Source organism: Flavobacterium sp. 3HN19-14 (genome assembly GCF_051373205.1).
Lineage (GTDB): Bacteria > Bacteroidota > Bacteroidia > Flavobacteriales > Flavobacteriaceae > Flavobacterium.
This window is the reverse complement of the sequence record NZ_JBPPZT010000001.1, coordinates 1,974,626-1,986,524: the sequence shown is the minus strand read 5'-3', so window position 1 is coordinate 1,986,524 and position 11,899 is coordinate 1,974,626. Positions and strand designations below refer to the sequence as shown.

Annotated in this window: 10 protein-coding genes and 4 pseudogenes; 2 read left to right on the top strand and 12 right to left on the bottom strand. The window is 40.6% G+C overall.

The genetic code is table 11. The features are described 5' to 3' along the window. Positions 1 to 41 precede the first annotated feature (41 nt). The 6 genes and pseudogenes from ACSLFW_RS10605 to ACSLFW_RS10580 all read right to left on the bottom strand — a co-directional run bounded on the left by ACSLFW_RS10605 (position 42) and on the right by ACSLFW_RS10580 (position 4,906). Positions 42 to 814 (bottom strand): annotated as a pseudogene (locus ACSLFW_RS10605) (DUF4835 family protein). A gap of 105 nt (positions 815 to 919) precedes the next feature. Continuing rightward, a pseudogene (gene coaBC, locus ACSLFW_RS10600) lies at positions 920 to 2,129 on the bottom strand (bifunctional phosphopantothenoylcysteine decarboxylase/phosphopantothenate--cysteine ligase CoaBC). A gap of 7 nt (positions 2,130 to 2,136) precedes the next feature. Continuing rightward, entirely contained in the window at positions 2,137 to 2,454 is a 318-nt protein-coding gene (locus ACSLFW_RS10595; protein WP_026706405.1) for a DNA-directed RNA polymerase subunit omega, read from the bottom strand. Between the two features lie 6 nt (positions 2,455 to 2,460). Further along, positions 2,461 to 3,255 (bottom strand): outer membrane protein assembly factor BamD, encoded by a 795-nt coding sequence (locus tag ACSLFW_RS10590; RefSeq protein ID WP_436555713.1) that lies wholly within the window; start codon positions 3,253 to 3,255, stop codon positions 2,461 to 2,463. A gap of 248 nt (positions 3,256 to 3,503) precedes the next feature. Next, entirely contained in the window at positions 3,504 to 4,385 is an 882-nt protein-coding gene (gene dapA / locus ACSLFW_RS10585) for a 4-hydroxy-tetrahydrodipicolinate synthase (protein WP_436555712.1), read from the bottom strand. A gap of 2 nt (positions 4,386 to 4,387) precedes the next feature. Further along, positions 4,388 to 4,906 (bottom strand): DUF6913 domain-containing protein, encoded by a 519-nt coding sequence (locus ACSLFW_RS10580; protein ID WP_436555711.1) that lies wholly within the window; start codon positions 4,904 to 4,906, stop codon positions 4,388 to 4,390. A gap of 48 nt (positions 4,907 to 4,954) precedes the next feature. On the opposite strand from ACSLFW_RS10580, the gene ACSLFW_RS10575 reads away from it, so the two are divergent. After that, positions 4,955 to 5,731: a 5'-nucleotidase C-terminal domain-containing protein gene (locus ACSLFW_RS10575; RefSeq protein WP_436555710.1), complete on the top strand. Its 777-nt coding sequence runs from the start codon at positions 4,955 to 4,957 to the stop codon at positions 5,729 to 5,731. 90 nt (positions 5,732 to 5,821) lie between these two features. After that, positions 5,822 to 6,742 carry a bifunctional metallophosphatase/5'-nucleotidase gene (locus tag ACSLFW_RS10570; RefSeq protein WP_436555709.1) on the top strand — a complete coding sequence of 307 codons (921 nt, stop codon included), beginning with the start codon at positions 5,822 to 5,824 and terminating at the stop codon, positions 6,740 to 6,742. Between the two features lie 80 nt (positions 6,743 to 6,822). Here the strand turns inward: ACSLFW_RS10570 and ligA are convergent. From ligA to ACSLFW_RS10540, 6 genes and pseudogenes are all read right to left on the bottom strand, one after another. Next, a pseudogene (gene ligA, locus ACSLFW_RS10565) lies at positions 6,823 to 8,822 on the bottom strand (NAD-dependent DNA ligase LigA). A 199-nt stretch (positions 8,823 to 9,021) separates the two neighbouring features. Then, positions 9,022 to 9,369: an OmpA family protein gene (locus tag ACSLFW_RS10560; protein WP_436555708.1), complete on the bottom strand. Its 348-nt coding sequence runs from the start codon at positions 9,367 to 9,369 to the stop codon at positions 9,022 to 9,024. Continuing rightward, positions 9,366 to 9,665 carry a carboxypeptidase regulatory-like domain-containing protein gene (locus ACSLFW_RS10555; protein ID WP_436555707.1) on the bottom strand — a complete coding sequence of 100 codons (300 nt, stop codon included), beginning with the start codon at positions 9,663 to 9,665 and terminating at the stop codon, positions 9,366 to 9,368. The genes ACSLFW_RS10560 and ACSLFW_RS10555 overlap by 4 nt, the downstream gene beginning before the upstream one ends. Further along, positions 9,572 to 10,957 (bottom strand): hypothetical protein, encoded by a 1,386-nt coding sequence (locus ACSLFW_RS10550; RefSeq protein ID WP_436555706.1) that lies wholly within the window; start codon positions 10,955 to 10,957, stop codon positions 9,572 to 9,574. Before ACSLFW_RS10550 ends, ACSLFW_RS10555 begins: the two co-directional genes overlap by 94 nt. Positions 10,958 to 10,968: 11 nt before the next feature. Beyond that, positions 10,969 to 11,463, bottom strand: coding sequence for a PorP/SprF family type IX secretion system membrane protein (locus ACSLFW_RS10545; RefSeq protein ID WP_436555705.1), 495 nt, complete (start codon positions 11,461 to 11,463; stop codon positions 10,969 to 10,971). A gap of 110 nt (positions 11,464 to 11,573) precedes the next feature. Continuing rightward, positions 11,574 to 11,834, bottom strand: a pseudogene (locus tag ACSLFW_RS10540) (PorP/SprF family type IX secretion system membrane protein); the annotation flags it as partial. Positions 11,835 to 11,899: the final 65 nt, after the last annotated feature.

Here is an 11,899-nt window from a genome sequence, read left to right as displayed (position 1 = left end):
CGTTTTTAAATTCAATACTGCAGCAATTTAGGAAAAAAATCCTAAAGCTTTACCGCCGACCATTTTGAATTGTTGATTGGAGAAAGTTTGCCTAATTCCTGAGTTAAATCGGCAATATCAACTGTCGGGCTTCCTGAAAAAATGGAAACGATTTCATCTGCTTTGGCGTCAAAAAATACCCTGGTAAGGAATGCATTCGGTCTTAAAGCATATATTTTTTCAAGGTTCATGATGGCGTCTTTGACTTTTTGCTTTCCTCCTTTTACATTCTCGCTCATGATATCCAGACCCTCAGAATGATAAGAATATAAAGTTTCACGGATTGGCGCAAAAGTATTCGAAATCAAATCATTGATCAAAAAATAACGGTTTTGGTTGCCGTCAATCTGGCTCCATCCCTTAAATCCTCCTGTTTGTGCTGTACTTGCAACGGCTTGCGCCTGTGCGTAAAAATCAGAACCGCCCATTGGAGCAAAAGTATCGGCATCCATTCCAATTATAATGTAACTGTAGAAAGCAAGCACCGAAACCAGATTGGAATCAAAAGTATTCGGGTCGAAAATAAGTTGTTCAAACTCTGTATAACGGAAAGAAAACTCCTTGTCATTGAAATTAAAAACCGGTGAAGAATAAGTAGAATTAAAACTCGGGCGCGACGATTGCACCTGAATTGTTGCTACAAACTGGTCTGAGCTATAAGAAGAAACACTTATAAACATTGAACATTCGATACGCTCTTTCTGTTTATAAGTCTGGTTGGTCACTTTGTCTTGTTGACGAACTCGTTAAGTGATTTTTCAAGTGTCTTAAAAATCTGCCTGTTGGTTGTCGTAATCTGGTCAGCGTTGACCTGGACAGTGCAATTAAGTTCCTGGAATTTGCGATTCCGAAAAACATTAACAAAAAGAAAACCAGTATTTTATGCATAATGATTGATTACTTTATTTAGGATATCTGCGGCTACTTCTTCCTTCGATTTTAACTCCATCGGCTCGGTATTTTCAGCGCGGTCAATGAATGTGATTTTATTGGTTGGTTTCCCAAAACCAGCGCCTTCGTCCTGAAGTGAATTTAAAACTATCAAATCTAGGTTTTTTTTCCGGATTTTCAATTTTGCGTTTTCAATTTCGTTTTCGGTTTCGAGCGCGAATCCGATTAAAAACTGATTCTTTTTGATTTCGCCCAGCGATGCCAGAATGTCTTTTGTCTTTTCAAGTTCGATTGTAAAATCTGCCTTCGTTTTTTTTATCTTCTGTTCTGCCACAACTTTTGGCCTGTAATCTGCAACCGCGGCAGCGGCAATAGCCACATCACAGGAATTATAATGCGCGTGACAGGCTTCGTACATTTCTAAAGCTGACGTTACATGAACAATTTCAATGTGCGGTTTGCTGATTTTCAAATGTGTCGGACACTGAAATCAAAACCACAGAAGCACCAAGTGCTGCAGCCTTTTCGGCAATATCATAACCCATTTTCCCGGACGAATGATTTCCTATAAAACGCACAGGATCTATGGCTTCGTATGTCGGACCTGCAGTAATTAGTATTTTTTTTCCTTTCAGGGGCAATTTGCTTTCGATATCGGCTTCAAGGAAAGCCACGATATTTTCTGGTTCTGCCATTCGGCCTTCTCCTGAAAGTCCGCTTGCAAGTTCACCGGATTCAGCGGGAATGATAATATTTCCGAAACTTTTCAATGCATTGAAACTCGCCAAAGTCGACGGATGTTTGTACATATCCAAGTCCATCGCCGGAGCAAAATAAACAGGACATTTCGCCGATAAATAAGCAGCTAATAAAAGATTGTCGCAGGTGCCGTTGGCCATTTTCGACATCGTATTAGCCGTTGCCGGTGCAATGACCATCAAATCTGCCCAAAGGCCTAAATCGACGTGGTTGTTCCAGACGGCATTCTCGTCATCTTCATTATAAAACGAAGAATGAACGGGATTTTTGGAGAGCGTGGACAATGTAAGCGGCGTTACAAAATCCTTAGAAGCAGGCGTCATGATCACCTGGACATGTGCGCCTGCTTTTATGAAAAGTCTCACTAATGTTGCAGTTTTGTAAGCGGCAATTCCACCAGAAACGCCCAGTAATATTTTTTTTCCGCTTAAAACTGACATATAGTTTTTATTTTGTAGAATCTCTGTGGTAGATTTTGTTGTCTAGCCATTCCTGAACTGCCAAAGCGTGTGGTTTTGGCAATTTTTCGTAGAATTTAGAAACTTCGATTTGCTCTTTATTTTCGAAGATTTCTTCAAGACTGTCATTATAAGTCGCAAATTCTTCCAGTTTTTCTGTCAGTTCTTTCTTGATTTCAGAATTGATCTGGTTTGCTCTTTTAGCCATAATCGTGATTGCCTCATATACATTGCCGGTTGGCTCTTCAATTACGGTTTTGTTGTAAGTGATAGTGTTTACCGGTGCATTCGTCTTTTTTAAATCCATGACTTTTTATTTAGAATATTGTTTTAAATCTGTTTCAATTTTGGCCAGCATTTCGTCAGCCTCTGCTTTGTATTTGGTGTCTGCTTTAAATTTTATCAGGTTATTGTATGCCGTTTTGGCTAAAGTAAGCCTTTCCGCCATTCTCGCCTGAATACTGTTGATCGCCAATTTGTAGGCCGAATCAAATCTTAAATAAAGCGCGTCTTCCTTGTAAGGTGTTCCCGGAAAATCGGCAATGAAATTATCAAAAGCTACTAAAGCCGAAGGATAATCCATAATCGTATTGTATTGCTTTGCGATTTCAAAAGCCTTTTTCTCCAGTTTTTCTCTCAATTTTTTTGCAAGTTCATTTGCTTCGCCCATGTACTGTGAATTCGGGTAATTGTCGATGAAAGACTGTAATTTATCAATCGCTTTGTATGTATCAACTTGGTCTAAACTGTATCTCGGCGACAAGTAAGAATAGCTTTTTGCTCCTAAAAACGAGGCTTCTTCCATCTTTTCGCTTTTCGGATAACTCGATGCAAAGCTTTCAAACTGGAAACCTGCAGAATAATATTGTTTCGTATTGTAAAATGATTTGGAATACATATAAAACATCTTTTCTGCCTGCGGTTTTCCGCGGTAAGCCGGCGCAATCTGCTCGAAAAGTCGTATCGCTTTGGTGTATTTGCCTTTTTCGTACATTTTTGTAGCTACGTCAAACTTCAGACCTACATCTTCAGATTTCAATGCTCTTTGGTATGGACTGCAGGCACTTAGCGCAACGACGACAAGCAATAAGGCAAAAATTCTCTTCATTTTTTGTATTGGATTTTGTTGATTTCATGCAGATTCCCGATTGAAAAAAAATCCCGAAATCACGGGAGCAAATTTAGTTATTAATTGCAGACTACAAAACATTTTTTTTCTGTTGTAAATAAAGGGTTTAAAACAGATATAAGTTGCTAAAGAATTGCTAAAATTTTATGGAAAATTGATTAACACGAATTGCACAAATTCTCACCAATTAATTCGCAGAAATTTGTGTAATCCGTGTTTGATTTTTATTAATTATGGTTTTTTTTGACGAATGAATGAATTCTCCCGGCCAATTCATCATCAACCGAAACCAACGGCAGCCTGACGGTATTTTCAGACAGGCCTAAAACTTTGTGGATTTCTTTCACACCAGCCGGATTTCCCTGTTCGAAAATCATGTCAATTGAATCTGCGATTTTGTAATGTAAAGCGTATGCTTCATCAACTTTTTTAGCCAATCCGAGGCGTACCATTTCTGAGAATTCTTTCGGAAAACCTTCGCCAATTACTGAAATTACTCCTGCCCCACCAGCCAGTACAATCGGAAGCGTTACCATATCGTCACCCGAAATTACAAGAAAATCTTTCGGTTTGTCCTGAATCAGTTTCATCGCCTGGACGATATCTCCGGCAGCTTCTTTTACACCAATAATATTGCTGAAATCATTCGCCAGACGGATAATTGTAGCCGGCAAAACATTACTCGCCGTTCTTCCCGGAACATTATATAAAATCACCGGCAGCGGCGAAACTTCGGCGACAGCCTTAAAATGCTGGTAAATACCTTCCTGTGTTGGTTTATTATAATAAGGAGAAACGGATAATATCGCGGAAAAATGCGTGAAATCGCGGGTTTTCAATTCCTCAACCACTTGTGCGGTATTGTTGCTGCCAACGCCTAAAACGAGTGGCAATCTGCCGTTGTTGGCTTTTACAATGGTGTCAATAACCAATTCCTTTTCATCATTCGTAAGTGTTGCCGGTTCGCCAGTTGTTCCTAAAACGACCAAATATTCAACGCCGCCATCGATGACAAAATTGACGATTCTGGTCAGGGCTTCCGTGTCTACGGAAAAATCTTTTTTGAAAGGCGTAACGAGTGCAATTCCGGTTCCGAAAAATGATGGCATGGTCATATTTTGTTTAAAATTTTGAGGTATCTGAATAATTCGTCGGTAAAAACTTTGTAATTCTCGGCAATCGTACTGATCATAAAGTGGTTCAGCCTTTTGTCTATGGTTGAAAAACCGACTTTAAATCCGGCTTTTGTCGTGCAACTTACCAATAGCAATGCGGCTTTTTCGACATCATAATAATTGATGAGCAAATCGAAATCTTTTTTCATGAAAGCCTTCACATCTTCATTTATGATTTCGGCGTCCCAGCTTAAATCTTTAAGACTGAAAGTCGTATGTGCAAAAGTTTCGTTTTTTTTGATTTTGTCGCGATAAGCTAAAAGCGTAACATCAGCTTCATGGATTCCGTTGGCGATTAATTCACTGATAAGATTTTCTGTTTCAGTAAAATAGCTTTCATCAATTAAAATCCCGACCGTCCTGATGCTTTCGTTTGAAAATTCATTCTTAACATTGGACAGGCTTTTTTTTAACTTTCTTTTTAAGAAAAAATCTTTAAAAAATTTCAGAAACATAGTACTTTTACCGGATTACAAATTTAATTAAATTCAGCCGTATTTTCGATGGTAAATCTAAAAAAGTATAACGTTTTATCGCGTCATTTTGTTTTATTCTTAACATTTCTGGTTTTTGCGGCTTGCGGAAGTCAGCACAACACCATCACAGAAATAAAAGGAAAGCAAATCGGCATTACCGATAAAAGTTCCCAGACGCCTGCGATTGAAGATTTTGTAAAACCGTATCGCGAAAAACTAGATGCCGACTTAAATACCGTACTCGCCATTGCGCCCGAAACCATTGACAAAATTGGTGAATGGCAAAGCCCGATGGGCAATTTTATGGCCGATGTGACACTTAAAAAAGGCGATTCGGTTTTTATCAAAAGAGAAAACAAGCATATCGATATTTGTCTTTTAAACCATGGCGGCATCCGCGCCATCATCCCGAAAGGTGATATCACAACAAGAACCGCTTTTGAAATTATGCCGTTTGAGAACAGCCTGATCGTAATTGCGATGAAAGGCGAACAAATTAAGGAAATTGCCGATTATATTATTAAGGAGAAAAAACCGCATCCGCTGTCAGGAATGGGATTTACGATTGACAAAAGCGGGCAGTCGAAAAATATTCTGGTACAGGGAAAGCCTTTGGAAATGGGAAAAACATATTATGTGGCGACCTCCGATTATCTGTCAAATGGCGGCGATAATATGGTTTTCTTTAAAAAAAATACCGGCAGTTTTGACATGGAATACAAATTGAGGGATATTTTGATTGATTATTTTAAGGAAGTGAAAATTGTTCCTCTTATTAGTGATAAGAGGATAATTGTAGAATAATTAAGAACTATTCTGCCAACGACGTCCCTCGACTGCGCTCGGGATGACATCTAAATAACTTTGTGACTTAGCGCCTTTGTGGCAACTATTATGAAAAGAAGAGAATTCATACAAAAAACAGCGGCAACTTCAGCACTTCTGGCGTTGCCGAATATTCCGGTTTTCGGGATGGGATTTGGTGCAGGTCAGGTAAAACAACTGACGGTTTTGCATACGAACGACGTGCACAGCCACATCGACCCGTTTCCGCCGACGGATGCGAAAAACCCGAATATGGGTGGCGTTTCAAGGCGCGCAGCCTTGATTGAATCGATTAGAAAAGAGGCTTCAAATGTTTTGCTGCTCGATGCCGGCGACGTTTTTCAGGGAACGCCTTACTTTAATTATTATGGCGGCGAACTTGAATTCAAGTTGATGAGCATGATGAATTATGACCTTTGCACGATGGGCAACCACGATTTTGACAACGGGATTGAAGGTTTTTACAAGCAATTGCCGAATGCGAATTTTCCGTTTGTTTCTGCAAATTATGACTTTAAGAATACGATTCTTGACACGATTGTAAAGCCATATAAAATTTTCAATAAGAACGGAATTAAGGTTGGCGTTTTCGGACTTGGCGTAGAGCTGCAGGGTTTGGTCGACAAGAAAAATTATAAGGAAACTGTTTATAACGACCCGGTTTCTGTGAGCCAGGACATGGCGCGAATTTTAAGACACGAAGAAAAATGCGATTTGGTGATTTGTCTTTCGCATCTTGGCTACCAATATAAAAATGAGCCGGATAAAATCTGCGATGTGACTTTAGCGGCGAAAACGAAAGACATTGATTTGATCATCGGCGGGCATACGCATACTTTTCTTGACAAACCTACTATTGTTAAAAATATTGAAGGTGTTGATGTTTTGGTGAACCAGGTGGGTTGTTATGGGATTAATCTGGGCAGGATTGATTTTACTTTTGATAGCAATCAATCGAAGGTTCATGCTGCGAGAACGATAACCGTTTAGTTTTTTTTAAAACCATTAAGACATTAAGAAAAGTTAAGAACAAACTTAATGAACCTTAATGTCTTAATGGTTCAATATTATCAGGATAACATGTTAATAAAATCGTCCTCAGTGATGATCGGCACATTTAACTTCACTGCTTTTTCCAGTTTCGCCTGCACCATATTATCCCCTGCAACCACATAATCGGTTTTGGCTGAGATTGAACTTCCGACTTTTCCACCGTTGTCTTCAATGGCTTTTTTGAGGTCGTCACGTGAGAATTTTTCGAAAACTCCTGAGACGACGAATGTTTTGCCTTCGAGTAAATTGGTGGCGTCGGGATTATGTTTTTCGACGATTTCGAATTGGACGCCAAAGTTTTTCAGACGTTCGATGATGCGCTGGTTTTCTTCATTTTCGAAGAATTCAATGACGCTTGAGGCGATTCTTTCCCCAATCTCATCTACTAAAATCAAATCCATTAATGTGGCTTTGCTTAAAGCTTCTATGTTTTTGTAATGCTTGGCGAGTTTTTTGGCAACGGTTTCACCAACGAAGCGGATTCCGAGCGCGAATAAAACACGTTCAAACGGAATTTCCTTTGATTTTTTTATGCCATTCACTAAATTTTCTGCCGATTTCTGCGCCATTCTTTCAAGTGGCAAAATATCGTCAATCGTGAGTTCATACAAATCTGAATAATTATGGACGAGGTTATTATTATATAGTAGAGCGACCGTTTCTCCACCCAAACCTTCGATATCCATGGCTTTTCTTGAAATGTAATGTTGTATCCTGCCGATAATCTGCGGTGGGCAACCGTAGAAATTAGGGCAATAATGATTGGCTTCGCCTTCACCTCTGACAAGTTTGGTATCGCATTCAGGACAATGGGTAATGTATTGTGTTGGCGCTGTATTTTCAGGTCTTTTGGTAAAATCTACAGCAATAATTTTCGGAATGATTTCGCCGCCTTTTTCTACAAATACCTCATCTCCTACCCTGATATCGAGTTTTTCAATCTGGTCGGCGTTGTGCAAAGAGGCGCGTTTTACAACAGTTCCTGCCAATTGAACAGGCGCTAAATTCGCGACCGGCGTAATCGAGCCTGTTCTTCCAACCTGATAAGAAATCGAATTCAATCGCGTCGAAACCTGTTCCGATTTAAATTTGTAAGCCATCGCCCAACGCGGAGATTTGGCGGTATAGCCAAGTTCTTCCTGATATTGAAAACTGTTTACTTTTACGACAACACCGTCGGTTTCATAAGGCAAATCGTGACGATGGATGTCCCAATGGTCAATGAACGCAAAAACTTCTTCGAGATTTTTGGCAAGCCGGGCTTCTTTCGGGACTTTGAATCCCCATTTTCTGGCGGATTCTAATCCATCAAATTGTGTAGAAAACGGTAAATTATTTCCAATCAAAAAATACAAAAGACATTCCAAAGGGCGTTTTGCCACTTCCGAACTGTCCTGCAATTTCAAACTCCCGGAAGCAGTATTTCTTGGATTGGCATAAGGAACCTCACCATTTTCAATCAGTTCCTGGTTCATTTTTGCAAAACCTTCGAGCGGTAAAATGATTTCGCCGCGGATTTCAAATTTCTCCGGAATATCATCGCCTTTCAGCGCAAGCGGAATCGATTTAATCGTCTTGATATTATTCGTCACATCGTCACCCTGAAAACCGTCGCCGCGCGTTACGGCACGTTTTAATTTTCCGTTTTCAAAAGTGATGCTGATGGATGCGCCGTCATATTTCAATTCGCAGGTATATTCAAGCGGCACATCGCCTAAAACTTTTTGGATGCGTTTTTCCCAATCGATCAAATCTTCTTTTGAATAGGAATTATCGAGCGAATACATGCGGTAATCATGCGCAACGGTCTGGAAATTTTTGGTGATCATTCCGCCTACTCTTTGCGTTGGCGAATTTTCGTCGAAGAAATGCGATTTTCATCTTCGAGTTTTTGGAGTTCCTTTAGTTTCAGGTCGAAATCGTAATCTGAAATCGTCGGATTATCGAGTACGTAATAATTATAATTGTGTGTATTGAGGGTTTCGCGTAATGCCTGGATTTGCTGTTGGATGTCCATAGAAATGCTGTAAAATGCGGGAATTTATTTCGTTTAAAAGTAATAATTCTTATTGAAATTTTATACTTCCCGCCAAATTTTCTTTGCGTCTTCGCGCCTTTGCATGCATTATTCTCGCAAAGGCGCGAAGACGCAAAGTTTTAAAAAAAGGAAAACCACCTCCGGAGAAGTGGCTTTCCATGAAAATAAAAACTACCATTTATTTTTGTATCACGATAAAATCGGATCGTCGGTTTTTCAGGTGTTCTTCCTCTGAGCATTTGACGCCGTTTTTGCAGCGGTTGACAGGTCGGCTTTCGCCATAACCGATGGCACTTTCAATTCTTGATGAATCGATGCCTTTTGAAATGATGTATTGCTGTGTCGATTTGGCGCGTTTGTCAGACAATTTTAAGTTGTAAGCGTCTTTTCCGCGCGAGTCGGTGTGTGATTCAATCTTGATTTTTACATTGGGGAATTTCTGCATCACATAAACCACGCGGTCGAGTTCATCAGCGGCTTGCGGTGTGATGTCCCATTTGTCATATTCGAAGAAAATCGGGTTCACGATGATTTTTCCTGGCCGTTATCAACTTTCACCAAATCGGCATAATTGCTGAGTTCGAAGTTGACATCGGGAATTTCATCACCATCTTTATCCTTCGTTTCAACAGGTTTTTCGTCGCTGCTGTGGTTGAGTTTCGAGGCGACAAACCGGTACTTTTTGCTGCATGGCAAGGTGACTTTATATTTTCCATCAGCATCAGTTTTCACGACGGCTTTTGAATCCCCGAAAGGGTCATAAACAGTAATCGAAGCGTCGGCAATCGGTAATTTTGATTTGGAATTGATGACTTTTCCCAAACAATCTGGTTACAGTCAGGTTTGCCTTTTGTAAAATAATAGATGTCATCGTCGCCTTTTCCACCCGCACGATTCGAGGAAACATAGCCGTAAGTGTCGTTCGCATCAACGATATAAGAGAAATCGTCTTTGTTGCTGTTGATGGGCGCGCCGAGGTTTTTGGGTTCTGAGAAATTGAGTCCGCCACTGAATTTACTTTCGTAAACATCCAAATCACCCCAACCGTAATGCCCGTCGGATGCAAAATACAAAGTACCGTTTCTGAAAAAAGGAAACAATTCATTTCCAATCGTATTAATCGTCGGCCCGAGATTTTGCGGAGAATTCATCGTTCCGTCTTCGGCAATCTGCACAACATACAAATCCGTTTCTCCATAACCGCCGGGCATATCTGAAGCGAAAAACAGCCATTTCCCGTCTTCGCTCAAAGCAGGATGACCGACTGAATATTTATCGCTGTCGAAGAATAATTTTTCGAGTTTCGTGAGTTTTTCGCCGTCGATTTTTCCTTTTACGATTTGAAAATTGTTGGTTAGTTTTTTATCGACGATGAGTTTGTCATTTTTGTTGACGACGTTGGTTGTATAATAAGCCGTTTTCAGATCGGGGGTAAAAGTAATCGTTGCTTCGTGATAGCGCGTCATGACGTTAGGGAAAAACACTGTCGCATTGGATAGGCTTCCATCGGCGGCATTTCTTTCGGCAACATACAAATCTAAAAACGGCTGTTTGTTCCAGCTGTAGAGCTTTTGGGCGAATTTCATCGTGTCGCGGCTTGAGGCAAAGACGACTTTATCGCCGTAAAAAGCGGTTCCGAAATCTGATTTCGTCGAATTGATCTCGAGATTTCTTACCTTATACAAAGGTTTCGCATTCGCCAGGCTGTCGTTGACGCGCTTTTGAAAAACATAGCGGTCGATTTCCTTCTGGTCGCCTTTCTTGTCGAGGCGTTCCTTAATGGCTTTGTTCGCCTGGTCATAATCCATTACACCTTTTAGCGACTGCACATACCTGAGAAAATACTGATCAGTGAGATTATCGCCCTGCATTTCGTATAACTTTTTATACCATTTCAAAGCGTTGCGGCTGTCATCGCTGAAGTAATACGAATCGGCGAGATTCCTGACCGTTTGCGCCGTTGGCTTATCGTTTTTCACGAGATAATCTTCATAAGCTTTAATCGCATCCAGATAATAATAATCCTTGAAAAGCTTGTCGGCTTTTTTGAGTTTCGACTGGCCTAAAGCGGCAGTAAAACACAACAATAAACTGAGAAAGTATATTTTTTTCATGGCTTCTTGTTTTAGAAAAATCTTGGTGATTTAATTCGTTTTGCTGCCTTCATCAACTGAAATCTAATGATGATTTCGTGCGAACCGTCGTTGTATTTATTGAGGTCAGTGACCGTATAATCAAAGGAATATCCGGCGAAAATGCTGTTCGTGATCTGGAAACCGGCGAGCGCGCTTACGGAATCATCCAATCGATAAGAAGCACCTAAAGTCAACTTTTCCTGAATAAGGAAATTCGCAGAAAAATCTGCCGAAACCGGCGCACCACTGACAGCTTTGAGCATCACTGCGGGCTTGAATTTGAAATTATCTGAAAAAGTAAAAACATAACCTCCAATCGCATAATAATGCAGCCTTTCGGTGTTTACCGATTCCTGTACATCATCGTAATAATCGCCGCGAAGGAAATTCGGAACAGAAAGTCCGGCATACCAGTTATCGGTATAAAAGAAAATTCCGGCACCAATCGAGGCATTGACTTTATTGTCAACATTGGTGTTGAGCAATGCGTCATTCGGGTCGTAATAAATCCCTTTCGACCAATCGATGTTAGGATTCTCGCGCCGGCTTTTAAACCAAACGCGAGTTTTTTATCATAATCGAAGTTAATGGTATAGGAAAAATTTCCGTCGACGTATAGTTCATTCGATGGCCCGAGGCGGTCGTTTACGGCACTGAATCCGAGTCCGACGCGTTCATTGGCCAATGGCGCGTGAATCCCGAAAGCCTGTGTTGCCGGTGCGCCGCTTATCCCAACCCATTGTGAGCGGTGCAGCAAAACGGCGTCAAGCGAACCGGTCGAACCGGCATAACCCGGGTTAATGGTCATCGTATTGTACATATATTGCGTATATTGCGGATCTTGCTGCGCGGTCATGTTCATCGCGGTTAAAAAGACAATCAGCAACCCTGTTTTTCTGAAATTTATAGATGGTTTCATAC